This is a genomic window from Nocardia vaccinii NBRC 15922 (assembly GCF_001613305.1).
GTDB lineage: Bacteria > Actinomycetota > Actinomycetes > Mycobacteriales > Mycobacteriaceae > Nocardia > Nocardia vaccinii.
Genome location: NZ_BDCC01000050.1, coordinates 29,768 through 53,809 on the forward strand (window position 1 = coordinate 29,768; position 24,042 = coordinate 53,809).

At 66.9% G+C, this 24,042-nt stretch carries 25 protein-coding genes; 12 read left to right on the forward strand and 13 right to left on the reverse strand.

All coding sequences use genetic code 11. From position 1 onward, the window contains the following. Nucleotides 1-26 precede the first annotated feature (26 nt). Together NV1_RS28040 and NV1_RS28045 are read right to left on the reverse strand one after the other, a co-directional pair. Nucleotides 27-1,652, reverse strand: a complete 1,626-nt coding sequence (locus NV1_RS28040; protein ID WP_067897794.1) for an MDR family MFS transporter — start codon at nucleotides 1,650-1,652, stop codon at nucleotides 27-29. After that, nucleotides 1,649-2,305, reverse strand: coding sequence for a TetR/AcrR family transcriptional regulator (locus NV1_RS28045; RefSeq protein ID WP_067897796.1), 657 nt, complete (start codon nucleotides 2,303-2,305; stop codon nucleotides 1,649-1,651). The genes NV1_RS28040 and NV1_RS28045 overlap by 4 nt, the downstream gene beginning before the upstream one ends. Nucleotides 2,306-2,543: 238 nt before the next feature. On the opposite strand from NV1_RS28045, the gene NV1_RS28050 reads away from it, so the two are divergent. The 4 genes from NV1_RS28050 to NV1_RS28065 all read left to right on the forward strand — a co-directional run bounded on the left by NV1_RS28050 (nucleotide 2,544) and on the right by NV1_RS28065 (nucleotide 7,406). Further along, complete coding sequence (locus NV1_RS28050; protein WP_067897799.1) at nucleotides 2,544-3,668, forward strand: sugar ABC transporter substrate-binding protein; 1,125 nt, start codon at nucleotides 2,544-2,546, stop codon at nucleotides 3,666-3,668. Nucleotide 3,669: 1 nt separating this feature from the next. Continuing rightward, the gene (locus NV1_RS28055; protein WP_067897802.1) at nucleotides 3,670-4,443 is read left to right on the forward strand and encodes an ATP-binding cassette domain-containing protein; all 774 of its coding nucleotides are present in this window, start codon (nucleotides 3,670-3,672) and stop codon (nucleotides 4,441-4,443) included. 25 nt (nucleotides 4,444-4,468) lie between these two features. After that, the gene (locus NV1_RS28060; RefSeq protein ID WP_067897805.1) at nucleotides 4,469-5,923 is read left to right on the forward strand and encodes a sugar ABC transporter permease; all 1,455 of its coding nucleotides are present in this window, start codon (nucleotides 4,469-4,471) and stop codon (nucleotides 5,921-5,923) included. 325 nt (nucleotides 5,924-6,248) lie between these two features. Next, nucleotides 6,249-7,406, forward strand: coding sequence for an ROK family transcriptional regulator (locus NV1_RS28065; protein WP_067897808.1), 1,158 nt, complete (start codon nucleotides 6,249-6,251; stop codon nucleotides 7,404-7,406). A 159-nt stretch (nucleotides 7,407-7,565) separates the two neighbouring features. Here the strand turns inward: NV1_RS28065 and NV1_RS43875 are convergent, their stop codons facing one another. The 8 genes from NV1_RS43875 to NV1_RS28110 all read right to left on the reverse strand — a co-directional run bounded on the left by NV1_RS43875 (nucleotide 7,566) and on the right by NV1_RS28110 (nucleotide 14,276). Then, nucleotides 7,566-7,799, reverse strand: a complete 234-nt coding sequence (locus tag NV1_RS43875; protein ID WP_157117416.1) for a hypothetical protein — start codon at nucleotides 7,797-7,799, stop codon at nucleotides 7,566-7,568. A 310-nt stretch (nucleotides 7,800-8,109) separates the two neighbouring features. Beyond that, the gene (locus NV1_RS43880) at nucleotides 8,110-8,589 is read right to left on the reverse strand and encodes a hypothetical protein (RefSeq protein WP_157117417.1); all 480 of its coding nucleotides are present in this window, start codon (nucleotides 8,587-8,589) and stop codon (nucleotides 8,110-8,112) included. A gap of 349 nt (nucleotides 8,590-8,938) precedes the next feature. Continuing rightward, complete coding sequence (locus NV1_RS28080; protein ID WP_067897818.1) at nucleotides 8,939-9,349, reverse strand: gamma-glutamylcyclotransferase family protein; 411 nt, start codon at nucleotides 9,347-9,349, stop codon at nucleotides 8,939-8,941. Between the two features lie 13 nt (nucleotides 9,350-9,362). Continuing rightward, on the reverse strand, nucleotides 9,363-10,370 hold the full coding sequence (gene alc, locus NV1_RS28085) for an allantoicase (protein ID WP_067897822.1): 1,008 nt from the start codon (nucleotides 10,368-10,370) through the stop codon (nucleotides 9,363-9,365). Next, nucleotides 10,363-11,715, reverse strand: coding sequence for an allantoinase AllB (allB, locus tag NV1_RS28090; RefSeq protein WP_067897825.1), 1,353 nt, complete (start codon nucleotides 11,713-11,715; stop codon nucleotides 10,363-10,365). The genes alc and allB overlap by 8 nt, the downstream gene beginning before the upstream one ends. A gap of 256 nt (nucleotides 11,716-11,971) precedes the next feature. Continuing rightward, nucleotides 11,972-13,159, reverse strand: coding sequence for a glycerate kinase (locus NV1_RS28100; protein ID WP_067897831.1), 1,188 nt, complete (start codon nucleotides 13,157-13,159; stop codon nucleotides 11,972-11,974). Further along, on the reverse strand, nucleotides 13,156-13,371 hold the full coding sequence (locus tag NV1_RS28105) for a hypothetical protein (RefSeq protein WP_067897834.1): 216 nt from the start codon (nucleotides 13,369-13,371) through the stop codon (nucleotides 13,156-13,158). Before NV1_RS28105 ends, NV1_RS28100 begins: the two co-directional genes overlap by 4 nt. 92 nt (nucleotides 13,372-13,463) lie before the next feature. After that, a complete protein-coding gene (locus NV1_RS28110; RefSeq protein ID WP_067897837.1) occupies nucleotides 13,464-14,276 on the reverse strand; it encodes a hydroxypyruvate isomerase family protein in 813 nt (270 codons plus the stop codon). A 211-nt stretch (nucleotides 14,277-14,487) separates the two neighbouring features. Between NV1_RS28110 and uraD the strand changes: the two genes are divergently transcribed. The 4 genes from uraD (at nucleotide 14,488) to NV1_RS28130 (ending at nucleotide 17,077) form a co-directional block, all read left to right on the forward strand. Continuing rightward, nucleotides 14,488-14,985, forward strand: coding sequence for a 2-oxo-4-hydroxy-4-carboxy-5-ureidoimidazoline decarboxylase (gene uraD, locus NV1_RS28115; protein WP_245713962.1), 498 nt, complete (start codon nucleotides 14,488-14,490; stop codon nucleotides 14,983-14,985). Continuing rightward, nucleotides 14,982-15,317, forward strand: a complete 336-nt coding sequence (uraH, locus tag NV1_RS28120; RefSeq protein ID WP_067897843.1) for a hydroxyisourate hydrolase — start codon at nucleotides 14,982-14,984, stop codon at nucleotides 15,315-15,317. The genes uraD and uraH overlap by 4 nt, the downstream gene beginning before the upstream one ends. Nucleotides 15,318-15,320: 3 nt before the next feature. Further along, complete coding sequence (gene pucL, locus NV1_RS28125; RefSeq protein ID WP_067897845.1) at nucleotides 15,321-16,229, forward strand: factor-independent urate hydroxylase; 909 nt, start codon at nucleotides 15,321-15,323, stop codon at nucleotides 16,227-16,229. An 80-nt stretch (nucleotides 16,230-16,309) separates the two neighbouring features. After that, entirely contained in the window at nucleotides 16,310-17,077 is a 768-nt protein-coding gene (locus tag NV1_RS28130; protein WP_067897849.1) for an IclR family transcriptional regulator, read from the forward strand. A 155-nt stretch (nucleotides 17,078-17,232) separates the two neighbouring features. On the opposite strand, the gene NV1_RS28135 is transcribed toward NV1_RS28130, so the two are convergent. The 3 genes from NV1_RS28135 to NV1_RS28145 all read right to left on the reverse strand — a co-directional run bounded on the left by NV1_RS28135 (nucleotide 17,233) and on the right by NV1_RS28145 (nucleotide 19,932). Then, a complete protein-coding gene (locus NV1_RS28135; RefSeq protein ID WP_067898001.1) occupies nucleotides 17,233-17,925 on the reverse strand; it encodes a Uma2 family endonuclease in 693 nt (230 codons plus the stop codon). Between the two features lie 222 nt (nucleotides 17,926-18,147). After that, complete coding sequence (locus NV1_RS28140; RefSeq protein ID WP_245713963.1) at nucleotides 18,148-18,849, reverse strand: Uma2 family endonuclease; 702 nt, start codon at nucleotides 18,847-18,849, stop codon at nucleotides 18,148-18,150. 54 nt (nucleotides 18,850-18,903) lie between these two features. Further along, nucleotides 18,904-19,932: a LacI family DNA-binding transcriptional regulator gene (locus tag NV1_RS28145; protein ID WP_245713964.1), complete on the reverse strand. Its 1,029-nt coding sequence runs from the start codon at nucleotides 19,930-19,932 to the stop codon at nucleotides 18,904-18,906. A 228-nt stretch (nucleotides 19,933-20,160) separates the two neighbouring features. Between NV1_RS28145 and NV1_RS28150 the strand changes: the two genes are divergently transcribed. From NV1_RS28150 to NV1_RS28165, 4 genes are read left to right on the forward strand one after another with little or no spacing between them, the layout of a single operon-like run. Beyond that, nucleotides 20,161-21,198 (forward strand): substrate-binding domain-containing protein, encoded by a 1,038-nt coding sequence (locus tag NV1_RS28150; protein WP_067897852.1) that lies wholly within the window; start codon nucleotides 20,161-20,163, stop codon nucleotides 21,196-21,198. A gap of 45 nt (nucleotides 21,199-21,243) precedes the next feature. Next, nucleotides 21,244-22,251, forward strand: a complete 1,008-nt coding sequence (locus tag NV1_RS28155; protein WP_067897856.1) for an ABC transporter permease — start codon at nucleotides 21,244-21,246, stop codon at nucleotides 22,249-22,251. After that, nucleotides 22,248-23,042 carry an ATP-binding cassette domain-containing protein gene (locus tag NV1_RS28160; RefSeq protein ID WP_067897860.1) on the forward strand — a complete coding sequence of 265 codons (795 nt, stop codon included), beginning with the start codon at nucleotides 22,248-22,250 and terminating at the stop codon, nucleotides 23,040-23,042. The genes NV1_RS28155 and NV1_RS28160 overlap by 4 nt, the downstream gene beginning before the upstream one ends. Beyond that, nucleotides 23,029-24,039, forward strand: a complete 1,011-nt coding sequence (locus NV1_RS28165) for a carbohydrate kinase family protein (protein ID WP_218027224.1) — start codon at nucleotides 23,029-23,031, stop codon at nucleotides 24,037-24,039. The genes NV1_RS28160 and NV1_RS28165 overlap by 14 nt, the downstream gene beginning before the upstream one ends. Nucleotides 24,040-24,042: the final 3 nt, after the last annotated feature.

Genomic DNA, 24,042 nt, shown 5'->3' on the forward strand with positions numbered 1-24,042 from the left:
ACACCGTGTAACACCCGATACCGGGATCAGTGCTCGGTGACGAGCTTCGGGTCCTGCCGGGGATCCTCGGTGCAGTCGGTCGCACCGGGCGAGTCCGCCAGGACCGCTTCGCCGCGGGCGATCATGCCGGCCTCGTCGGACAGTTCCATGTGCGGGATGAACAGCGCCAGCACGAATGCCAGCACCGCGCCCGGGATGATGTACCAGAATCCCGGAACCAGCGCGTGCACATAGGCTCCGACGATCGCGTCGTGCAGGTCGGCGGGCAGATGCTTGACCACGGACGGCACCAGGTTGCCCGGATTCAGGTGCGAGGACACGACTTCGGGGATGTGCGAGGTGAACGCGTCGGTCAGGCCCGAGGTCAGCCGGTTGGTGAAGATCGACCCGAACACCGCGACGCCGATCGCGCCGCCCATTTCCCGGAAGTAGTTGTTGGCGCTGGTCGCGGTCCCGATCTGGCCGGGCTCCACGGCGTTCTGCACCACGAGCACGATGATCTGCATGATCAGGCCCAGGCCCGCGCCGATGACGAACAGCTGCGCGCCGACCACCCACATCGAGGTCTGTGCGGTGAGCTGGGTCAGCCACAGCATGCCCGCGATCATCAGCAGCGCGCCGATCGGCGGAAAGGCCCGGTAGCGGCCGGTTTTGGTGATCACGCCCATCGAGGAGATCAGCGTCAGCATCATGCCGACCATCATCGGGATCAGCAGCAGACCCGAGACCGAGGCCGAAACGCCGGTCGCCATCTGCAGATACGTCGGCAGGAACGCCAGCGCCGCGAACATGGTCAGGCCCACGATCAGCCCGATCGCCGAGGTCAGCACGAAGGTGCGGTTCCGGAACAGCCACAGCGGCAACATCGGTTCCTGCGCCCGTGCCTCCACGGCCACGAAGACGCCGACCACGACGACCAGCGCCGCGATCATCGCCAGGATCGTCGCCGAACCCCACGCGTATTGCTTACCGCCCCAGTCGGTGATCAGGATCAGCAGTGCGGTCGCGGACGACATCAGCACGACGCCGAGGTAATCCGGCCGAGTCGCGGGCCGGTGGCTCGGAATCGTCAGGTACCGCGCGGCGATCACCAGCGCGGCCAGCCCGATCGGCACGTTCAGCCAGAAGCACCACTGCCAGCCGAGGTGATCGGCGAACAGGCCGCCGAGCAGCGGTCCGGCGACCGAGGTGATGCCGAAGATGGCGCCCATCGGAGCCATGTACTTACCGCGATCCTTCGCGGGCACCACATCGGCGATGATGGCCTGCGCCAAAATCATCAGACCACCGCCGCCCACGCCCTGCAGCCCGCGGAACACGACGAATTCCCAGAAGCCCGTGGACATCGCCGCGCCGACCGAGGCCGCGGTGAAGACCGCGATCGCGAACAGGAACAACCAGCGCCGCCCGAACATGTCGCCGAACTTGCCGTAGACAGGCATCACGATCGTGGTGGCGAGCAGATAGGAGGTCGCGGTCCAGGCCATGTACTCGACCCCGCCCAGGTGGCCGACGATGGTGGGCATCGCCGTGCCCACGATCGTCTGGTCCAGTCCGGCCAGGAACATGCCCGCGATCAGCGCGGCGAAGATCAGCCAGATTCGCTTCTGCGTCAAGACGATCGGTGGTGGAGCCTGCACCGGCGTAGTCATCCCCGTCTCCTGTCATCGGTGGTCTCGGTGGTGTGTGCGGCGGTCGGCGCGAACAGCCGGGTGGCCATCGCGGTGTAGTCGTGCAGCGTCGCGGTGAGTGATCGGTCCGGGTTCTGGCTGACGGCCAGCGCCGCGCGCGTGGTCAGGGTGGACATCAATATCGCTGTGAACGAGGCGAATTCGGGTGTGAGATCGTCACCGCCGCGCGCGGACAGCAGTTCGGCGACGGCGCTCTCGTATGTCGCGCCCGCGGCGACCAGGCCCGCCAGTACACGCGGCTCCGCCCGGCAGATTTCGCCCATCTGCGAAATAGCCTCGCGCACTTCGTCATCGGCGTCGAATCCGGCGGCATAGAGCTGGATCAGATCCTCGATCAGCTCTCCGGTCGGCCCGCCGGCGACGAATTGCGCTCGCGCCTGCGGGGTTCCGACGTCCCCGACCGGCCCGACCACCGCGTCCAGCTTGGTCTCGTAATAGTTGAAGAACGTGCGGGGCGACACCCCGACGGCCTTGGCGACGTCCTCCACCGTCGTCGCATCGAGGCCGCGCTCGAGCACCGACCGCCGCGCGGCCCGGCACAGGTCGAGCCGGGTCCGATACTTCTTCTGCTCCCGAAGGCCCACGGCCGGCGCCTCGTGCTCGAACAGCGACATAGGGAAAAATTAGCACGAACTGCAAAATTTCAGAAAGTGCAATTTGTGTGAGCCGAGTTACATCTGCCGTGCGCGTGTCACCATGGATGGAGAGCGTGAGCTGGACCACACCGTTGCCGAATTGTGACCTCCATCGCGGGTTCGGTGTCATATGTTGTTGCCTACAACATATGGCACTCGTCGCCCGGTCCCTACCCGAGCCCGGTGACGAATGCCGTCGGCTCGAAAGGTTCACCTGATGAGGATGAAACAGTATGGGGCGGTGGCTGTCGCGCTGGCCGGCCTCCTGACCCTCACCGCTTGCGGATCCAATTCCGCGAGCAGCGGCGGGAATTCCAGCAGCTCGGGCGGCAGCGGGGGAGGGAAGAACGGGACCGTAGGGGTGATCTTGCCGGAGACCGCCACCTCGGCCCGCTGGGAGGGATTCGACCGCCCGATGCTGCAGAAGGCCCTGAGCGCACAGGGATTCGACTCGGATATCGAGAACGCGCAGGGCGATGTGCAGAAATTCAGCACACTGGCCGACGGCATGATCGCCAAGGGCGTGAAGGTGCTGGTCATCGCGTCGATCAACAGTGAGGTCGGCAACGCGGTCGCCAACAAGGCGCACAAGGCCGGAATTCCGACGATCGACTACGACCGGTTGAACCTGGGCGGCTCCTCGGACTACTACGTCTCCTTCGACAATGTGAAGGTCGGCGCGCTGCAGGGGCAGGATCTGGCCGACGCGCTGAAGAGCAAGGCGGGCGGGCAGGTCATCGAGATCGAGGGTGCGCCGACCGACAACAACGCCACCCTGTTCCATCAGGGACAGGAGCAGGTTCTGAAGCCGCTCTACGACTCCGGTGCGCTGAAACTCGTCGCCAGCCAAGCGATCGACGGCTGGGACAACCAGAAGGGCGGGCAGGTCTTCGAGCAGCTGCTCACCGGTAACGGCAACAAGATCGGCGGCGTCGTCGCGGCCAACGACGGTCTGGCCGGGGCGATCATCACGGTGCTGAAGAAGAACGGCCTCAACGGCAAGGTGCCGGTGACCGGCCAGGACGCGACCACCGAGGGGCTCAAGGCGGTGCTGCGCGGTGATCAGTACATGACGGTGTTCAAGCCGATCGAGGAGGAGGCGGACTCCGCCGCCAAACTCGCCGCGGCGCTGGCCAAGAACGACAAGGCCGCCGCGGATGCGATCGCCACCGGCACGTCCCAGGACCCGAAGGGCAACCGGACCGTGAAATCCGTTCTGCTGGACCCGCAGTCGATCATTCGCGATCAGGTCAAGGTGGTCGTGGACAAGGGCTATGTCAAGGCGAGCGATCTGTGCTCGGGCGACGTGGCCTCGGTCTGCACCCAGCTCGGGATCTCCTGACATGAGTGAGCCGCTGCTGCAGATCTCCGGGCTCAACAAGAGCTTCGGTGCGGTTCATGTCCTGCACGACGTCGAATTCACCGCTCCGGCGGGCGAAGTGACCGCGCTGGTCGGCGATAACGGCGCGGGCAAGTCGACGTTGGTGAAATGCATTGCCGGAATTCATGGTTCGGATTCGGGATCGGTGAAGTTCCGGGGCGAGGAAGTGCACCTGCACGGCCCCAAGGATGCCGCGGCGCTGGGCATCGAGGTGGTCTATCAGGACCTCGCGCTGGCCGACAATCTCGACATCGTGCAGAACATGTTCCTGGGTCGCGAACGCGGCAAACCGTGGTTCCTGGACGAGGCCGCCATGGAGGATGCGGCGCGGCGCACTCTGGCATCGTTGTCGGTGCGCACCGTGAAATCGGTGCGCACCCCGGTCGCGTCGCTGTCCGGTGGACAGCGGCAGACCGTGGCGATCGCGAAATCGGTGCTGTGGAACAGCAATCTGGTTCTGCTCGACGAGCCGACCGCCGCCCTCGGGGTGGCGCAGACCCGCCAGGTGCTCGACCTGGTGCGCCGGCTCGCCGAACAGGGGCTGGGTGTGGTGCTGATCAGCCACAACCTCGCCGACGTGTTCGAGGTGGCGGATCGGATCGCGGTGCTGTACCTGGGCCGGATGGCCGCGCAGGTGCGGACCAGCGAGGTCACTCAGAACCAGGTCGTGGAATTGATCACCGCGGGACGTTCCGGCGAATTGGGCCTGGCCCGGCCGGATTCCGCGGTGCTGTAGCAGGATCAGCAAGAAAGCGATTGTGATGACGCAAGTTTCGGCGGAGACAGCGGGCGGCGGGGAGACCCCCGAGTCCGCCACCGGGGACCGGACGGCGATCGCCGATTTCGGTATCGACACCACCACCGTATCCACGGCGGAGGCCGTGCGTGCTTATCTCGCCCGCGTGAGGGGCGGCGAGATCGGTTCGCTGCCTGCGCTGTTGGGTCTGGTGGTGCTGGTCGTCCTGTTCAGCTCGCTGTCGGATGTATTCCTCTCACTCAACAACATCGCCAATCTGCTCGCCCAGGGGGCCGGGCAGACCATCATCGCGATGGGCATCGTCTACGTGTTGTTGCTGGGTGAGATCGATCTATCGGCGGGCACCGCCTCCGGTGTGGCGGGGGCGGTCCTGGCGATGCATTATGTCGACAACGGAAATCTGTTGTCGGGCATGGGAAGTACCGTCTTCTTCATCTTCAACGGACTGCTGGTACTCGCCGCGGTGCTGGCGGGACTGCTGCGGATCTGGCCCGGGGTGGCGATGTCGCTGCTCGGGGTGTTGATCACGGTGGTGGGCTTCCATGCCGATCCGTGGATCGAGATGCTGTTGGCGGTGTGCGTCGGCACCGCCATCGGCTGCATCACCGGATTCCTGATCTCCAAGATCGGCATGCCGTCGTTCGTGGTGACTCTGGCGCTGTTCCTGGCCTGGCAGGGCGCGATCCTGCAGTTGATCGGCGAGGGCGGCGTGCTGGGCATCAGCTCCTCGCACGTACTGGACTCGGTGGCCAACGGCAATCTGTCGGTGCTGTGGAGCTGGGTGCTGTTCGTGGTGGGTGCGGGAGGCTTCGGCGCGGTGACGTTGTTCGGGCATTTCCGCAGACGCGGTAAGGGTTTGGTGACCCAGCCGACTCCGCTGGTGGTGGCCAAGGTGGCGGTGCTGACGGTACTGGCCGCGGTGGCGACGGCGTTCATGTCGGTGAACCGGTCGCCGAGCTCATTGATAAAGATCTCCGGAGTGCCGTACGTGGTGCCGATCGTGCTGGTCCTGCTGGTCGTCGGGACGTATGTGCTGAACCGCACCACGTACGGGCGGCACCTCTACGCGATCGGCGGGAACCGGGAGGCCGCGCGGCGTGCGGGCATCAATGTCACGCAGTTGCGGTCGAGCGTGTTCGTGATCAGCTCGGGCTGTGCGGCGGTGGGTGCGATCGTGTACTCCTCCAAGGTCGGTTCGGTCGATCCACAGGCCGGTGGGTTGAATACGCTGTTGTTCGCGGTCGGTGCGGCGGTGATCGGCGGTACCTCCCTCTTCGGTGGGAAGGGCCGGATCGCCGACGCGGTGATCGGCGGTACTGTGCTCGCGGTGGTTTCCAACGGCCTGGGCCTGCTGCGCCAGCCGGCCGCCGTGGTGTCGGTGGTCACCGGCCTGGTCCTGCTGCTGGCGGCGACGGTCGATGCCCTGTCTCGCCGCCGGGCCGCCGCGACGGGTCGATGAGACGAACGGCAGAACGACCGAATGTCATCGGGGTGCACGGTGTTCGGAAATGTTCTGGACACCGGCGTACCGGCGGTCCGCAGCTCCGGATCGCACCGATGGCATTCGGCCGGACCGGGCCGGAACAGGTGAGAGGGAGTAAGCGGGTGCCGAGGTCGCAGGGTGGGTTCGTGGACGAGCTTGCGATCGAACGATCGATATCGTGCGTGTCGCACCCGACGGAGCCGAAGCACGGGCGAGGTGGAGTCATGGACGGGCGCTCGAGTGAGTCGGCGGCGCGGCGCATTCTGCGCACGGCCGTGCCGCACGGCGGCGGGACGCGCGCATGAACGTTGCGCGGCCGGACGAGGTGCGCAAGTTCAATCGCGCCTCGCTGCTGCGGATCCTGCACGTCGGCGGCCCGGCCACTCGCGCGGCGCTGGCCGCCGAACTGGGACTGAACCGTTCGACCATCAAGATGCTGGTCGACGGCCTGGCCGGGGACGGTGTGGTCGAGGAGCGGGTGCCGCGGCTGCCGCAGGGCGCGGGACGTCCTTCATTGCTGGTGCTGCCGCAGGCACAGGCGGCTGTGGTGCTGGCGGTGGACGTCCAGGTCGAGCACGCGGGTATCGCGCTGGTCGGTCTGGGCGGTCAGATCCTGGGTCGCAACAGCTGGAATCTGCTTGGGCGGCAACGAGATCCGGACGAGGTGGTGACCCACGTCGCGGAATCCTCGGCGCTGCTGGCCCAGGATCTGGATCTGCATCCGGTGGCCGCGGGAATCTCGGTGCCCGGCGTGGTGCGCCGCACCGACGGAATGGTGCACGACTCGTCCAATCTCGGCTGGACGGATGTGCCGTTCGGCGAGCGGATGGGCACGGTGCTGGGCGTTCCGGTGGTGGTGGGCAACGACGCCGAACTCGGCGCGCTGGCCGAATACGTGCGCGGGGTGGGGCGAGGCGCGTCGGACGCGGTATTCGTCTCCGCGGATGTGGGCGTCGGCGGCGGCATCATCGCCCAGGGCGGTCTGCTGCGCGGCTCCGGCGGCTACCTGGGTGAAATCGGCCATATGACAGTGCATCCCGGTGGGCGCGCCTGCCACTGCGGGAATGCGGGCTGCTGGGAGACCGAGGTCGGCGAGCTCGCGCTGCGCCGCGCGCTGGGGCTGGCCGAATCGGTGCCGCGGGGGGCCATCGTGGCGGAACTGCGTGAGCTGCGAAGGGATTCGGACCCGGTGGCCAGGCTCGGCGATTACGTCGACTGGCTGATCCTGGGGTTGGTCAATGTGGTCAACATCCTGGGGCCGGAGCTGGTGGTGCTCGGCGACCTGTTCGCGATCCTGCCCGAAGCGGTGGTGCAGCGCATCCAGCAGGAGGTCCGCAAGCGCAGTATTGTCAGTCGCGCGCTGGGTGGCGTGCGGATCGAGAAGTCCTCTCTCGGAGCGGATCTCAAACTTCTCGGAGCCGCCGAGGCGGCTTTCGAGGATGTGCTCACCTCGTTGTGAGCGCGTCGCGGGCCGGATACAGTCCGGCCCCGGGGCTACCTCACTCCGGGCCGATCGCCCGGATGGGGACGCCGATGCGCGCGGTCCCATGCCCGAACAACGGGCATGGGACCGTGTCGCACTTCGTCTTTCTACGCAGCCCTCATCTCCCGCGCAGAACTACTTGTGCGGGCAAGCGGGCGGCTTGCCCGCGGGTGGGTTGCCCGGCGGCTTCTGGTGGTTGCTGGGCGGGGGCCCCTGCGGGTGGCCGGCCGGCGGAGCACACTGCCCGTTCGGTGCGGGGTTCTGCTGCGGGGCCGGAGCGGCACTCGCCATACCCGCACCCATGCCCACCAGTGCGAATGCCACGGCTCCCGCCGCCGCACCCGCTGCCAACCTCGACTTGATTCGCATCGCATCTCCTTGTCTCGCCGGACGTCGTCCGATCCGCCGGTTCGTCACCGGCGAACCGACCAGGAGAGCTTCGCCACCGAGCATGTGTCGCGAGTAGGTGGAGATTAGGTGTGAGCTGTGAGAAGCGCCGAGAGTCCGCCGAATCGGGATCCCTGCGCCGAATCTGCGGTCCGGACCGGCCCGTTGTGCGGCGCCGCCGGTCGGCAGCGGGGCGCACATCGGAAGTGCCTGCCGCGCAACGGATATCGTGGGTTGCGCCGGAATGCGTTCCGGTGGCCGGGGAGCGCGGGCTACCGGAACGACGGGACGGTCAGTTGGTGGGAGGCGGGGCGCTGGAAGCGGACGGCGTGGTCGTGGCGGGGCGGGCCTTGGCCGGCATGATCGCGGTGGCGGTGATGGTGGTCCCGGACTCCTTACCGCGCACGACGACGTTCTCACCGACCGTGAACTGCGACTTCTGTGCCGGATTCTGCTTGCTGCCGAAGGTGGTCTGCGGTGTGATGGTGACGGTCTCGGTGGTTCCGTCCTTCTTGGTGAGTGTCCAGGTGTCGGCGTTCTCCGCGGCGATGGTGCCCATTACCCCGTGTCCGTGCCCCATCCGCTTACCCGCTTTCGCCGAACTCGATGCCGCCGCGGACGTGGACGCCGCCGAACTCGAACCTCCCGATGAACCGCACGCGCTCACCCCCGCCGCAACCGCCACGGCCAGCCCCGTAGTACCGATGAGCAGCGTGATCCCGCGCCGCCGAGACGACCTGGCGGATTCCGTGGAACGTGTCGAATTTGTCATGGCGGCAACGGTATTCGCCGCCCCTGTGAGATTCCTCCGCGCTCGCCGGCAGTACCTCCAGGACCTCCTGTGAGCATCCTGGTAGGTGATGGGCGGCGTTCCCACCGGGACGATGTGGTCGGCGGGCTGCGCTGACTGGATTCTCAATGGGACTCTGCCGCAATGAAATCAGGCAGGTTCTGAATCCGTTCGGCAGTAGAGCCGTTGGTGGAGCGGAGCCGGATTGTGCGGAAGCAAATTCTCCGTATCGGGTCGCCTGCGGGGGGACTCCGGGCCCGAGGTGCCGGTGCACACGCCGATCTCGCCGTGTGCCGCCCTGGATCGGTATCTCTATCCCGGTCGGGACCGATCACTCGGGTGAGATCTCGGTATCGCGTTGTGCGGCGGCCGATTCCTCGCGGTAGGCGCGCCAGTCGCCGATATCGGAAATATCGATGAGTTCGGGCGAGCCGAGCAGATCGGCGCGCAGGACCGTCGCCAGGCAGGCGGTGCCGTCCTCGAGTTCGATCAGGCCGAGTTCGAGTTCGGGCGGCTCGCTCGGAATGAGCCTGTCCCGCAGCACTTCCAGCGGCACGTCGTACACCTCGCCGGTGACCGCGCGGCCATCGTCGGCGGCGATCATGGCGGGAAAGCGGTCGCCGACCGAGTAGTAGCGGTACTTCGCCGCGCTGCGCGCCGTCCGGAGCAATGGTGCGCCGTCGAGCAGGGCGTTCAGGCGACCGCCGCGCATACCGTCACCGTTGAGGAACATCAGGACCATAGCGTCTCCTTGGTCATCGGCCGGAAGTGGTTTTCCTGAAACGCTTTTCGAGCTCGCTGCGCCCTGCGTCGGTGATCCGGCCGAACAGGCGCAGGCGGGCGATGCCGCCATCGGGAAAGACGTTGAGCCGCACCTGCTGCACCGGGATGTCCCCGGTGAGGCGGAATCGGTGCGGTGCGTCGGGTTGCAGCGCCACTGGATCGAGCAGGCCGATCGGTTTCCCGTCGGCAGCGTGGCCGTCGAGTGAGATCCGGGCCGGAGCATTTCCCTTGTAGTGCGTGGTGTCCACCTCGAGCACCGTGGGAACCGCCTCGGTGGCCAGTGCCACGGTGGCCCAGTCGTTTCCGCCGTCGCGGCGCCGCCGCATCTCCCAGCCGTCGGCCATGAGGCGTGAAATCCCCTGCTGCAGCATATTGTTCGGCGGTGAGAAGAAGCCGTCGCTGCAGGCCACCACCCGGCCGCCGTTGTGCAGGGCCGCCAGATCGAAGGGGATGTCGTCGATCCACTGCGGATCGGGAACCGCGGTGCCGTGCACCCGGACCCTCGCGATACCGCCGTCCGGGTACATGTTCACCCGCACATGCGTGATCCGGCGGTCCGAACCGACCTCGAAAGTGTTGCGCGTGTCGCCCTCGACCGGGGATACCGGAACCAGGGGGTGCCAATCGGCCTCGAGCAGTTGCGTCACCGAGGGGTGTCCGAGCACACCGCATCCCTCGATCGACACCCGCGGCGGATAATTTCCGACGAAATGCGCTGTGTCAACAACGATTCCGGCCGGAATGCCCGGGATACCCAGACGGATCAGCGCCCAGTCGGGCCCGGGGCTGCCGTCCCGCCGGCGCCGCGTCTCCCAGCCGTCGTACACCTGCCCCTTGGCAGTGAAGGTATGCGGTTGGAACACCGGGGCCTCGTCTCGGATGAGATTCTCTCGGTCGGCGAAGAATTCGTCGTTGGCGGCGACGACACTGCCGCCGCTGTGCCGGGCGGCCAGATCGGGACGCTGGGACCACTCACTCATCGATACCTCGTTTCTGCAGCAGGCGGCCACGGGGGCGGCCGTCGGTGATCCGTTCGCCGCGCAGCCAGGTGGATCGGACCACGCCGCGCAGAGTGCGCCCGTGGTAGGCCGAGATCGGGTTTCGATGCCGCAGTTCGGCCGCGTCGACGGTGAACTCCTCGTGTGGTGCGAAGACGCAGAAATCCGCGTCCGCGCCGATCGCTATGCGGCCCTTCCGTTCCAGTCCGACCAGATCCGCCGGCCCGGTGGCCATCCAGCGGGCCAGATCGACCAGATCGACCCAGTCCGGTGCGGCCGTCCAGACCGCGGGCAGGCCCACCTGCAAGCCCGCGATCCCACCCCAGGCCCTGCCGAAATCCCCGTCACCGGCACGTTTGAGCGCCACGGTACTCGGCGAGTGGTCGCTGACGATGCAGTCGACGATGTTGTCGCGCAATCCGTTCCAGAGATTCCGCTGATTCACCCGGTCGCGGATCGGCGGACAGCATTTGAATTCGGTTGCCCCGTCCGGAATCTCCTCGGCACACAGGGACAGATAATGCGGACAGGTCTCGGCGGTGATTCGCACGCCTCGTATCCGCGCCGCCGAGAGCATCGGCAGGGCATCGGCCGCGGCCAGATGCAGGATGTGTACCCGGGCGTCATACCGTTCGGCCAGGTCGATCAGCGTTGTGATGGCGCGGATCTCCGCCTCGGCGGGTCGCGATGCGAGGAATTCGGCGTAGCCGCGGCCGTGCGGCGCGGGCGCGGTATCGATGACGTTCGGGTCCTCGGCGTGCACGATCAGCAGCGCGTCGAGTTCGGCGACGACGCGCACCGCGGCCTCGAGCTGCGCGGAGTTCAGATGACAGAACTCCTCGACGCCCGAGGGCAGCAGAAAGGCCTTGAACCCGAACACCCCGGCATTCGCAAGATCGCCCATATCGGCGAGATTGCTGCCGACCGCCCCGCCCCAGAATCCCACATCGATACTGCACTGCGCCGCGGCGGCATTCTGCTTCTCGCGCAACGCCGCCACCGTCACGGTAGCGGGAATACTGTTGAGCGGCATATCGATCAGCGTCGTGACACCGCCCGCCGCCGCGGCGCGAGTGGCGGTGGCGAAGCCCTCCCATTCGGTGCGCCCGGGTTCGTTCACGTGCACGTGGCTGTCGACCAGTCCGGGCAGCAGTGCCGCGTCATCGGGGATCTCCACGATCTGTCGTGCGCCGGGAACCGCATCGTACGGTGCGATGTCACTGATCCGGCCGGACCGAACCACCACCGATGCCGCAAGCTCCCCGGCCGGGGTGATCACCCGGCGGGCGCGAAAGACTCTGTCCGCGAGGGGGTTCGGTGCGTTCATAGGCGCGGGTACTCCGGTATCACTGGTGCGGTCGCATCGTCGGGGCCGGCGGGCCGATGGACAGCCATCGGCGGCTCGGCCTCATGGGCCTGTGTTGTCTGTGTTCGAGGCGGAGCGACGCCGCCGAAGGCATGAAACGCGGCGTCGGCATGCGGGTCGGCGTATTCGTGCGTGCGGTGCTCCTTGCTGATGATGTGTGCGCGTCGAACCGGGTGCGGACGATGTGCACGGGCTCGGGCGGCGGGCATGGTCTCGGTCATGATGGCGAGTGGGGTGGCGGCGGGATCGGTGCGGTGAGCTGTTCGCGGGCGATCCGCTCACCCTGTCGTCGCAGCAGCGCCGCGGCCTCGTCCTGGCAACGGCGCGTGTCCGGCTCCAGATCGGTGAGCGGATACGCGGCCGCGAATCCCGCCGCGCGCAGCCGAGCTTCATCCAGCAGTTGCCGACCCGCCACGGCGATCGTGCGAATCCCCGCGCGCCCGGCGCGGGCCGCGACGCCCGCGGGCGCCTTGCCGTGCAGGGTCTGCGCATCGAGCGAGCCCTCGCCGGTCACCACGAGGTCCGCTCCTCGCACGATCCGGTCGAATCCGACCAGGTCGAGCAAGACATCGATACCGCTGGACCGGTGCGCCCCGAGCACGGCCAGGGCGGCGAAGCCGATCCCTCCGGCCGCCCCGGCTCCCGGCCGATCGGCGGCATCGAATCCGGTGTGCTGGGCCACCAGCTCGGCCCAATGCGCCAGACCCGCTTCCAGGGCGGCCACCTCACTCGGGCCCGCACCCTTCTGCGGACCGAAAACCGCGGCAGCGCCACGGATTCCGAGCAACGGATTGTCCACATCGCTGGCCAGCACCAGTTCGGCCTCGCGGACACGCGGATCGAGCCGATGCAGATCCAGATCGGCGATATCTGTCAGTGCGCCGCCACCCGGACCAACGGGTCGGCCGTCGGCGTCGAGCAGCGAAGCGCCCAGCGCATCGAGCAATCCGGCCCCGCCATCGGTGCAGGCGCTACCACCGACACCGAGAATGATTGTGCCGCAACCGGTATCGAGCGCGGCGCGAATCAGCTCGCCGACGCCGCGACTGGTTGCCGTCAGCGGGGCGAGTACACCGCCGGGCAGCTGGTACAACCCGCAGGCCGCGGCCGCTTCGACGACCGCGACGGATCGGTTGTACGCGAACGAAGTTCGTATCTGTTCGCCGGTTGGCCCGGTCACCCGGACCGTGCGCGCCTCGAATCCGGCGGCGATCGCCGCATCCACCGTGCCCTCCCCGCCGTCGGCCACGGGTACCCGGACGATATCGGCATCGGGGCGAATCCGCCGGATTCCCTCGGCCACCGCATCGGCGACCTGCCGGGCGGTGAGCGATCCTTTGAACTTGTCCGGCGCCAGGACGATTCGCGGCGGTGGTCCGCCCGGGGTACTCCCTCGCCGCGTCATGACTCGCCGCGTCCGTCGAGCTTCTCGATCACCGTCGGCAGTGCGGAATGATCGAACGATCCGAGGCCCCGGGCGCGGGCGGCGGCGATGAGCGAGGCGGTCGGCAGTGCGAGGTCTGCCTGGCGGGCGGCATCGGTGACGGTGCCCAAATCCTCGGCGGATGCCATGGGTGCGCCCATGATTCCGAGTCCGATGAATCCGATCCTGCTCATTTGCGCTCCAATATCGCTGTGTCCCAGTGGTATTCGGCCGGTCTGGCTCGTGCCGCAGATCGTCGCGCTCGGGCGCCGATGCCGCGGTTCGTTCAGCGGGTTGCCGGCAGCCAACCGAAGCTCTCGGCACTGGCTCCGCTGGGGACGTATTCCGCGGCGACGTGGCCGCGATAACCGGTATCGGCGATCCGGTCCAGATAACCGAAGATGTCCAGGTCACCGGTGCCGGGTTCGTGACGTCCGGGTGCGTCGGCGATCTGGACGTGTGCGATCCGATCCGCGTAGCCGTCGATGACCTTGTCCAGATCGTCGCCGTTGACGCTCAGGTGGTACAGGTCCGCGAGCAGGCCCAGATTCGTCGCACCGTGCGCATCACGCACCCGATCGATGACGCCGATCGCATCCTGCGCGGTGCGCAACGGATAGGCGGGCATCCCGCTGACCGGCTCGATCAAGGCGGTGCCGCCGATCGCACCGAGAACGCCGGCGGCCATACCCAGATTGCGGATCGCCACCTCGTCCTGCTCGTCCGGGTCCTGTCCCTCGATTCGATTGCCGTACAAGGCGTTGAACGCCGGGCAGCCGAGCCGCCTGCCGATTCGCGCGGCGGCGGTGACACCCGCGGCGAACTCCTCCTCGCGGCCGGGCCAGGAGACCAGTCCGCGGTCACCGGCGGGCATATCCCCGGCGAAGAGGTTCAGCCCGATCAGCCGCACCCCGGCTCGTTCGATCGCGGCGGCGAAGGCGTCGACCTCGGCATCGGCCGGGGCCGCGGTGGCGAAGGGCCACCAGAACTCCACCGCGTCGAATCCGGCGGCTGCGGCCGCCGCCGGGCGCTCGAGCAGCGGCAGTTCGGTGAACAGGATGGACAGATTCACCGCATAAGGCAGGGGGTGTCGTGTCATGCCATCTCTTCTTCGTCTGAGTGGGTGCGGGCGAATCCGCTGCCGTCGATCCCACCACGGGGTCGCCCGAACGGCGAGTTTCGTAATGTGGAATTTTACTTCCGTAATATGACGGTAACGCCTGTCGGGCATGGTGGTCAACGTCTGCGATTCGGCCATTCGGCTTTCGGTCGTGAGTCTGCCGGAACAATGAGACTCGGAGGTGCGGCGAGTGCGACTACCCCTGACGATGGCACAGTTGAACGAGCTACCCGAGGACGATTGGCGCGACACCCTGCGAGCGGTGATCGGCCTGGTGGAGTGGATCGACGCGGTCGCCGCCGCCCGTCCCTACCCCGATCGGGCGACGCTGCTGTCCCTGGCCGAGCGCGAGGTGCTCGCACTGCGTCCCGAACAGGTGCGCGCCGCACTGGCCGATCATCCTCGTATCGGCGCGGCCACGGTCCCCGGCTCATCGGCCGCGAGAGAGCAGTCCGGTGTCGACCCCGCCGACGCCGCGCTCCTCGAACGGCTGCGTGCGGGAAATCGCGCCTACGAAGCCCGATTCGGGCGCATCTACCTGGTGTGCGCCGCCGGTCGCAGCGGGCCGGAGCTGCTCGCCGACCTCACCGCGCGCCTGGACAACGATCCCGACACCGAAATCCACGTCACCAGAACGGAACTCGCCGCGATCACGCGAAAGCGGCTGGAAGGGACGGTAATTCCATGACCCGCAGCGCCATCACCACCCATGTGCTCGACACCGCCGACGGCCGCCCCGCGCACGACGTTCCCGTCCGGCTCGAAGTGCGTTCGCCCGAGGGCTGGCGCGAGCTGGGTTCCGGCCGCACCGACGAGGACGGCCGCTGCACCACCCTCGGCCCGGAGCGGGCGGCGGCCGCGGACCATCGGCTCACCTTCGACACCGCCGCCTACTACGGCGACCGTGAGCACTTCTTCCCCGAGGTGACGATCACCTTCACCGTCGCCGATCCGCGACAGCACCACCATGTTCCGCTGCTGCTGTCCCCGTTCGCCATTTCCACCTACCGAGGGAGTTGACCCATGGCCATTCGGCTCGGGCCCAATCAGTACGGCAAGGCCGAGAACCGTCTCGTGCGCGTATTCCGGGACACCGATCGCCACCGGATCCGCGACCTGAATGTCTCCACCGCGCTGCGCGGCCGGTTCGAGGACGCGCACGTCACCGGTGATCAGCGGGACGTTCTGCCCACCGATACGCAGAAGAACACGGTATTCGCCTTCGCCAAGGAGAAGGGCGTGGCCGCGATCGAGGAGTTCGCGCTGACTCTCGGCGACCATTTCATCGCCCGCTGTCCGGGCGCGGACGGGGCGCGCATCGAGATCGACGAGTACTCCTGGGGCCGCATCCCGGTGGACGGCGCGCCGCACGACCACTCCTTCGTGCGCACCGGCGGCGGTGTGCGCACGACGGTGGTCAATGTCGACGGAGCCGGGCCGGATCGGCGGGCGCACGTGGTGTCCGGGATCAAGGATCTGATGGTGCTGAAGTCGACCGGTTCGGAATTCCACGGTTTCTTCCAGGACGAGTACACCACCCTCGAACCGACCACGGACCGCGTCATGGCCACCTCTCTCGTCGCCCGCTGGCGCTACAGCGGCGCCGACGCGATCGACTGGGACGGAAGTTTCGACTCGATTCGCGCGATCCTGTTGCGGCAGTTCGCCGTTGTGCATTCGTACGCATTGCAGCAAACCCTCTACAGCATGGGGCACGCGGTGCTCGAACAGCATCCGGACGTCGCCGAGATCCGCTTCTCGGCCCCGAACAAGCACCACTTCCAATACGACCTGGAGCGTTTCGGGCTGGACAACCCGGGGGAGGTGTTCATCGCCGCGGACCGGCCGTACGGGCTGATCGAGGCCACTGTCGAACGTGACGACGCACCCGAGCCGGGCAACGCTTGGCGCGGCATCCCGGGCTTCTGCTGAGCGGAGACACCAGACACTCTTCCGTATGGCGGAATTCGCTGGCAAGATGGTGGAAATGCCTACCGAGGAGGAGTAGCGGCGTGACCGAAACGCAGACGCGGGCCAGTGGCGGCGTGCAGTCCGTCGACCGGGCCTTCGAACTGCTGGAGCTGGTGGCCGACGCCGGTGGGGATGCGACGCTGTCCCAGCTCGCGGAGGCGTCCGGGCTGCCGCAGCCGACCATCCACCGGCTGTTGCGTACACTCATCTCGGGCGGTTACATCCGGCAGCAGCCATCGCGGCGGTACGCGTTGGGGCCCAGGCTTATTCGTCTCGGCGAGACGGCCGGCCGGGTGCTGGGCGCCTCGGCCCGCCCGCATCTGACCCGGCTGCGGGATCTGACCGGGGAGACCTCCAATATGGCTGTGCTGGACGGCGATCAGGTCGTCTACGTCGCGCAGGTGCCCTCACCGCACGCCATGCGGATGTTCACCGAGATCGGTCAGCGCGTGGACCTGCACTGCACCGCCGTCGGCAAGGCTGTGCTCGCCACCCTGTCGCCCGCCGAGGTCGATCGCATCCTGTCGCGAATCACGATGAGCCCCCGCACAATTCACACCATCACCGATCCGGCCGTGATCCTGGAGGAGATCGATCGAATCCGCGAGCAGGGCTACGCCATGGACGACGGTGAGCAGGAGATCGGCGTCCGCTGCTTCGCGGTCGCCATCCCCGATGCTCCGACTCGCGCCGCCGTGTCCATCTCCGGCCCGCAGGCGCGGGTCTCCGGTCTGGACATGGACGCCATCATCCCGCTGCTGACCGACACTGCCTCGAGCCTCGGCCGAGACCTCAACGCGGCCAACTGATTCGGGATCCCTATGGCAGTGGCAACTCTTCGAACCCGCCACCTGTCCGCCGTCGGCGACGCCGTCGTCTCATGTGCCGAGTCGGCGGCTCGGTCACCCGCGCCGAGGTTGCGAGACGATCTTGCCCGACGCCGCCGGGTCTGCCTGGTGCGGCGTCAGTATTCGAGTTCGGACCACGGGATACGGATGGGAAACGGGAAATCGAAAGTGATTCCGTCGGAATTGAATTCGCCATATGCTGCGCGGTCGTCGGCATCGGGTGTATCCGATCGCCACTCCCCGGCGATGATGTAGTTCGCCGAGTGTAGCGGCGTAACGCCCGCCGGCAGTTTCCCATGACCGGTTTCCAGCGCAAACGCCCGAACGGTCTTTATGCGGCGGGGCGAGTGCCCCATCAGCACTTCCCAGTACAACGGGATGCCCGCATGCGCGTAGCGCGCTTTCTTTGCTTCGATGTCACGATCGGAATTCGAGGGTGAAATGACCTCTCCGGCCACGTAGACATCAGCTGCCCGGATATCCTGAAACTCCTCCTCGAGGCAACGATAAATGAGGAAATCGGGAGTTACGTAGTCGGACTTGCCGGTTTCGCCGAAGAAGATGTTCGTTTCGGTTGACACTCGCCAGCAATGTCCGAGACTGTTCTGCATTTCTTGCCGAGCACAGCGTCGCAGGCTCGACCAGAGCAGGTTCGTAAAATCCTGATGCTCTGCAGGACCGCGCCGCGCCCACACGACGCGCCCGTTCCACAGTTCGATCTGACCCGCGATCTCCTCGGGCAGGAGTTCGAGTTCCTCCCAGGTCATATACGCCGGGAGGTTCGGCGGCGCGACGTGTGGGACACCCATGCCGGTCATGATAACCGCAGACCGGACTATGGTGTGAGGCTCGATTTCGGGCCGAAGTGTTCACCGTGCTGTGACAGCTGCCAGAACCGTTGGTGTGGGCACCCGCCACCTGTCCGCCGTCGGCGACGCCGTCGTCTCATGTGCCGAGTCGGCGGCTCGGTCACCCGCGCCGAGATTGCGAGACGATCTTGCCCGACGCCGCCGGGTCTGCCGGGTGCGGCGTCAGTATTCGAGTTCGGACCACGGGATACGAATGGGAAACGGGAAATCGAAAGTGATTCCGTCGGAATCGAATTCGCCGGGGTCCAGGCCGTCCTCCAGGTCCTCGGTCTCCGGAGGGCCGGACATCCACTCTCCGGCGATGATGTAGTTCGCCCGACGCAACGGGGTTACATCTTCAGGAAGCCGACCGTGGCCGGTCTCGAGGCCGAATGCTCGAACGGTGGTCGTGGGATGCTCTCCGCGCCCGAGGAGCACCTCCCAGTACCAGGGGATACCGGCATTCGCGTATCTCGTCTTCTTCATTTCGACGTCACGCGGAGTGTTGGACGGCGACAGTACTTCGCCGACCAGTTGCACGTCCGAGGCGCGAATGTCCTGGTACCTCTCCTGCAGACAGCCGTAGACCAAGAAGTCGGGGGTCAGAAAGTCGGATTTACCGGTGTCGCCGAGGAATATATTTGTTTCGACGCTGACTCGCCAACACCGGTCCGGACGCTCGGCCATATCTGCGCGGGCGCACCGTCTGAGTGCGTTGCGAAACTCGACGGTGCAGTCCCGGTGCTCGGCCGGTCCTCGTCGTGCCCATACGACGCGCCCCTCCCACAGTTCGATCTGACCCGCGATCTCCTCGGGCAAGAGCTCGAGTTCCTCCCAGGTCATCGTCGAGGGAAGGTCGGGGCGCGCATGGTGCCGGATGGACATATCGGTAATGGTAATGGCTGTCTGTCGAGGTCGGTGTGTGTATTTCTGTCATGCTCAGCGCGGTGATCGCGGTGTTCTGTCTCGCTCGGCGAGTGGGGGGATCTCGCCGGAGCCGCGGGGGACGAGACGGGTGGGGATCACTCGGTGATGGGGCGGGGACGGGTCGCCGTCGAGGCGGGCGAACAGGAGTTCGGCGGCGGTGTGGCCGATGCGGGCGGGGTCCTGGGCGACGGCGGTGAGGCGCGGGGTGAGGAGTTCGGCCAGTGGGAGGTCGTCGAAGCCGACGAGGGCGATCTCATGGTGCAGGCCGTGTTTCTGGATGGCGCGCAACACGCCGACGGTGACCAGGTTCTGGGCACTGAAGATCGCGGTAGGGCGGTCGGGGCGAGTGAGCAGAATGTCGGCTGCGGTCTCGGCGGCCTCGGGGGAGTGCAGGTCGGCACGGACCAGTTCCGGGTCCAGGGTGATTCCGTTGCGGGCCAGGCCCTCGACGTAGCCGGCGTAGCGTTGCGCGGCGGTCCAGATCGTTTGCAGGTCACCGAGATACGCGATGCGGCGATGGCCGTGCGCGGCGAGGTGTTCGACCGCGCGCCGCGCGCCCTCGCGATTGTCTACGGTGACGCTGTCGATTTCGGCGGCCGCGGGCAGTCGGTCGACGAAAACCATTGGGGTGCCGCGCTTTTGCTCGTGCAATAGCATGCCGTGATCGATGCCGACCGGCATCACGATGAGCCCGTCGACGCGGCGGCAAAGCAGCGCGTCGAGCACCTCGCGCTGACGGCCGGGGTTCTCGTCGCTGGACACCGCGAATACCAATGTCCCGCGGTCGTGTGCGAAATCCTCCACCGCGCGATGCAGCGCCGAGGCGAACGGGTTGGCGACATCCATCAGCACCAGCCCGATCGCGGCGGTCTTCTGACCGCGCCCACGCAGCGTGCTGGCCGCGAGATTGTGCCGGTAGTCGAGCATGGCGGCGGCGTCGGTGACCCGCGCGGCCAGCTCCGGGGAGACCCCGGCTTCGCCGCGCACCACCCGCGACACCGTCTTGATACTCACGCCGGCCAGTGCGGCGACCTCACGCATGGTGGCACCGCGTCGTGGTGCGCGAGAGGTGGGCGGCGTGGAACTTGACAACGCTGACATCACCTTCTTTTCTAGCACGCCGTGGAACGCCCACACCGATCGATGAAGCCGCGTCCGCCAGCGGATAAGCGGAGTGGTGACAGTTGGACACAGCTCTGGACGTGAGCTGCGCCACGGTCTATGGTCTCTGACAACGTTGTCTTCGCAGTACCCGCCAGGAGCACATCGATGTCCTCTCGTGCCATATCCCCTCGTGTTTCTCGTTTCGCCGCCGCCGCGGTCGCGCTCACCTGTGTCGCCCTCACGGCCACTGCCTGTGGCAAGGGGGCCGGCGGCAGCGGGCAAATCGAGGTCGGGCTCATCACCAAGACCGACACCAACCCGTACTTCGTCAAGATGAAACAGGGTGCGCAGAAGGCCGCCGACCAGGCGGGGGTCAAACTGGTCACGGCCGCGGGAAAATTCGACGGGGACAACGCCAGCCAGGTGACCGCGATCGAGAATATGGTCGCCGAGGGCGTCAAGGGCATCATGATCACCGCGAGCGACACCAAGGCGATCGTCCCGGCGATCGCCAAGGCCCGTGCCAAGGGCGTCGTAGTGTTCGCGCTGGACACCCCGACCGAGCCGCAATCCGCGGTCGACGCGCTGTTCGCGACGAACAACTTCACCGCGGGAACGTTGATCGGCAAGTACGCCAAGGCCGTCGAGGGTGACAAGCCGGTCAAGATTGCGATGATCGACCTGAACCCGGGCGTGAGCGTCGGCACGTTGCGGCACAACGGATTCCTGTCCGGTTACGGCGCCGCTCAGGCCACCCAGGATATGACCCAGGACGTGACCGCGCCGAACGTGGTGTGTGCGCAGGCCGCCCAGGGCGACCAAGCCAAGTCGCAGACGGCGATGGAGACCTGCCTGCAGAAGGATCCCGACATCAACCTCGTCTACACCATCAACGAGCCCTCGGCGTTGGGCGCGTACACCGCGCTCGAGACAGCCGGCCGGAAGAACGACGCGCTGATCGTATCCATCGACGGCGGCTGCACTGGCGTGCAGGCGGTCAAGGACGGCAAGATCGCTGCGACCGCCCAGCAGTACCCGCTGAAGATGGCCGGCGAGGGCGTGCAGGCGATCGTCGACTACGCCAGGACCGGCAAGAAGACCACCGGCTTCACCGACACCGGGGTCAACCTCGTCACCGCCGAACCGCGCGCCGGCATCGACTCCAAGGATGTGCAGTACGGCCTGGACAACTGCTGGGGCTGATCGCCCAGCCTCCCCAGGCCACACTTCACCGAAGCAAGGATTCGCATGACCGCCACCACCTCCGCCCCGCAAAGCACTCCGCCGCGGTCGATTTCGTCGACCCTGACGCGCGTGCTGAATCTGCCGAACTTCGGCCCGGTCGCGGCGATCCTCATCGCCGTGGTCTTCTTCGCCGCCGAATCCGACCGGTTCCTCACCGGCGGCAACTTTTCGCTGATCGTGCAGCAGGTGATGGAGGTCGGGACACTGGCCATCGGGCAGACGCTGGTCATCCTCACCGCCGGTATCGACCTGTCCAACGGTGCGGTGATGGCGCTGGGCAATATCGCGATCACGAAACTGGCCGTGGACTCCGGGCTGCCGCCGCTGCTGGCGATCGTGCTGGGCCTGGCGCTGACCGCGGCATTCGGACTGGTGAACGGCTCGCTGGTCAGCATGCTGAAGTTGCCGCCGTTCATCGTCACGCTCGGTACCTACGGTGTCGCGTTCGCGCTGACGCACATCTATTCACAGGAGCAGACCATCTCGGGACTGCCTCCGATGCTCACCTTCTTCGACCGGACGTTCCCGCTCGGCAGCACCGACATCACCTATGGCTCGGTGGCCATGCTGGTGCTGTTCGCCGTGGCGTGGTATGTGCTGCGGCAGACCTCGGCCGGGCGGCACGTCTATGCCGTCGGAAACAATCCCGAGGCCGCGCGGCTGAGCGGAATAGACACGCGCCGAGTCCTTCTCGGCGTCTACACCGTCGCCGGGCTGATCTACGGCCTGGCCGCGTTGCTGCTGGTCGCGCGCACCGGGGTGGGTGATCCGAATGCGGGGCAGACCGACAATCTCGACTCGATCACCGCCGTGGTTCTCGGCGGCACCAGCTTGTTCGGCGGGCGCGGCAGTGTGATCGGAACGCTGCTGGGCGCGCTGATCGTCGGAATCATCCGAAACGGCCTGCAGCTCATGGGCGTCGCGTCGATCTATCAGACGCTGATCACCGGCATCCTGGTGATCGCCGCGGTGGCCGTGGACCAGTTCAACCGCAGGAGGGCGCAGAGATGAGTGAGTTGAAACAGCCTGTCCTGCAGGCGAAGGGACTGGTGAAGCGTTACGGCCATGTCACCGCGCTGGACGGCGCCGACTTCGACCTGTATCCGAACGAGATCCTCGCGGTGATCGGCGATAACGGCGCTGGGAAATCCACTCTGATCAAAACGCTTTCGGGTGCGGTGGCTCCGGACGAGGGCGAGATCCTCCTGGATGGCAAGCCGATGCGATTCCGCCGTCCCCTCGATGCCCGCCGCGCCGGCATCGAGACGGTGTATCAGGATCTGGCGGTGGCTCCCGCGCTCGATATAGCCGAGAATCTGTTCCTGGGCAGGGAATTGCGCCGCCGCGGCATCCTGGGTTCGGTGTTCCGGATGCTGGACAAGGATCGGATGGTCCGCGAATCCCAGGAGCACATGGCGAATCTGAAGATCGGCATCCGATCGATGAAGCAGTCCGTGGAGACGCTCTCGGGTGGGCAGCGTCAGGGGGTGGCGGTGGCGCGTAGCGCTGCCTTCGCCCGGCATGTAGTGATCATGGACGAGCCCACCGCGGCCCTCGGGGTCAAGGAAACCGGCATGGTACTCGATCTGATCCGTGAGGTCCGCGACCGCGGCCTGGCGGTGATCGTGATCAGCCACAACATGCCCAACGTCTTCGAGATCGCCGACCGCGTGCACATCCAGCGGCTGGGCCGCCGGGTAGCGGTTATCGAACCGCACGAGTTCTCGATGTCCGACGCTGTCGCCATCATGACCGGGGCGATGGCCGGTGAGGAGGTGGACAGTCACCGTGTCCGGGGCTGAGGAGAGTGTGGAAGACGCCGGTGGGGCAGCGCGGATCATCGCCGTCGCCGGGGAGGCGCTGGTCGACCTCGTGCCCGCCGACGCTCCGGGACAGTTCGTGGCGATGCCCGGCGGCAGCCCGGCCAATGTCGCGGTGGGGTTGGCCCGGTTGGCTACTCCGGTGCGGATGCTTGCGCGCATCGGCGTGGGCGCGATGGGTAACCGAGTCCGGAACCATCTGCGGCACAACGGCATAAGCCTCGACCATACGATTCAGGCGCGGGAACCGACCTCCCTTGCCATCGTCGATCTGGACGCGAACGGTGTGGCGCAGTACGACTTCCGCATCGACGGCACCGCGGATTGGCAGTGGACCGATGCCGAACTCGCCGATGCGCTCGACGGTGGCGTCGTCGCCCTGCACACCGGCTCGCTGGCGATGACCCAGCAGCCCGGCGCCGACGCTCTACTTCGCCTGATCGAACGCGCCCGACCCGTCGCGACGATCTCCTACGACCCGAATATGCGGCCGCAGTTGATGAATCATGAACAGGCGCGGACCCGGGTCGACACGGTGCTACCGCTGGCCGATGTGGTCAAGGTCGGTTCGGAGGATCTGGCCTGGCTCTACCCTGGACGTTCGCCGCGGGACGTCCTCACGGACTGGGCATGCCGGGGCCCGGCGTTGGTCGTCGTCACCCTCGGTGGTGACGGCGCCCTCGCCGCTACCGCCGAGGATCGCACCCCGATTCACCGCCCCGGCCTGTCGATCGAGGTGATGGATACCGTCGGCGCGGGCGACGCCTTCTCCACGGGCCTGCTCGCCGGTCTGCACCGTCGCGACCTGCTGGGTGCTGACCGTCGAAAAGCTTTGCGCGCCATAAGCGAAACCGACCTGGTGCAACTCCTGGACGAGGCGGCGCTGATAGCGGCCCTGACCTGCACCCGCCGTGGAGCGGACCCGCCCGCGGCCGCGCAGGTCAGTGAATTCGTCCGTCGCGAGCGGCACCGAGCCTGACCC

Bases quoted from the DNA above. Each gene is read 5' to 3' on its own strand.
- NV1_RS28080 (WP_067897818.1), bottom strand. From the start codon at position 9,349: ATGGTCCTGATGTTCCTCAACGGTGACGGTATGCGCGGCGGTCGCCTG.
- NV1_RS43880 (WP_157117417.1), bottom strand. From the start codon at position 8,589: ATGACAAATTCGACACGTTCCACGGAATCCGCCAGGTCGTCTCGGCGG.
- NV1_RS28060 (WP_067897805.1), top strand. From the start codon at position 4,469: ATGACGCAAGTTTCGGCGGAGACAGCGGGCGGCGGGGAGACCCCCGAG.
- NV1_RS28105 (WP_067897834.1), bottom strand. From the start codon at position 13,371: ATGAGCAGGATCGGATTCATCGGACTCGGAATCATGGGCGCACCCATG.
- NV1_RS28160 (WP_067897860.1), top strand. From the start codon at position 22,248: ATGAGTGAGTTGAAACAGCCTGTCCTGCAGGCGAAGGGACTGGTGAAG.
- uraH (WP_067897843.1), top strand. From the start codon at position 14,982: ATGACCCGCAGCGCCATCACCACCCATGTGCTCGACACCGCCGACGGC.
- NV1_RS28040 (WP_067897794.1), bottom strand. From the start codon at position 1,652: ATGACTACGCCGGTGCAGGCTCCACCACCGATCGTCTTGACGCAGAAG.
- NV1_RS28140 (WP_245713963.1), bottom strand. From the start codon at position 18,849: ATGTCCATCCGGCACCATGCGCGCCCCGACCTTCCCTCGACGATGACC.
- pucL (WP_067897845.1), top strand. From the start codon at position 15,321: ATGGCCATTCGGCTCGGGCCCAATCAGTACGGCAAGGCCGAGAACCGT.
- alc (WP_067897822.1), bottom strand. From the start codon at position 10,370: ATGAGTGAGTGGTCCCAGCGTCCCGATCTGGCCGCCCGGCACAGCGGC.
- NV1_RS28155 (WP_067897856.1), top strand. From the start codon at position 21,244: ATGACCGCCACCACCTCCGCCCCGCAAAGCACTCCGCCGCGGTCGATT.
- allB (WP_067897825.1), bottom strand. From the start codon at position 11,715: ATGAACGCACCGAACCCCCTCGCGGACAGAGTCTTTCGCGCCCGCCGG.
- NV1_RS28100 (WP_067897831.1), bottom strand. From the start codon at position 13,159: ATGACGCGGCGAGGGAGTACCCCGGGCGGACCACCGCCGCGAATCGTC.
- NV1_RS28145 (WP_245713964.1), bottom strand. From the start codon at position 19,932: ATGCGTGAGGTCGCCGCACTGGCCGGCGTGAGTATCAAGACGGTGTCG.
- NV1_RS28150 (WP_067897852.1), top strand. From the start codon at position 20,161: ATGTCCTCTCGTGCCATATCCCCTCGTGTTTCTCGTTTCGCCGCCGCC.
- NV1_RS28055 (WP_067897802.1), top strand. From the start codon at position 3,670: ATGAGTGAGCCGCTGCTGCAGATCTCCGGGCTCAACAAGAGCTTCGGT.
- NV1_RS43875 (WP_157117416.1), bottom strand. From the start codon at position 7,799: ATGCGAATCAAGTCGAGGTTGGCAGCGGGTGCGGCGGCGGGAGCCGTG.
- NV1_RS28135 (WP_067898001.1), bottom strand. From the start codon at position 17,925: ATGGGTGTCCCACACGTCGCGCCGCCGAACCTCCCGGCGTATATGACC.
- NV1_RS28050 (WP_067897799.1), top strand. From the start codon at position 2,544: ATGAGGATGAAACAGTATGGGGCGGTGGCTGTCGCGCTGGCCGGCCTC.
- NV1_RS28065 (WP_067897808.1), top strand. From the start codon at position 6,249: ATGAACGTTGCGCGGCCGGACGAGGTGCGCAAGTTCAATCGCGCCTCG.
- NV1_RS28045 (WP_067897796.1), bottom strand. From the start codon at position 2,305: ATGTCGCTGTTCGAGCACGAGGCGCCGGCCGTGGGCCTTCGGGAGCAG.
- NV1_RS28110 (WP_067897837.1), bottom strand. From the start codon at position 14,276: ATGACACGACACCCCCTGCCTTATGCGGTGAATCTGTCCATCCTGTTC.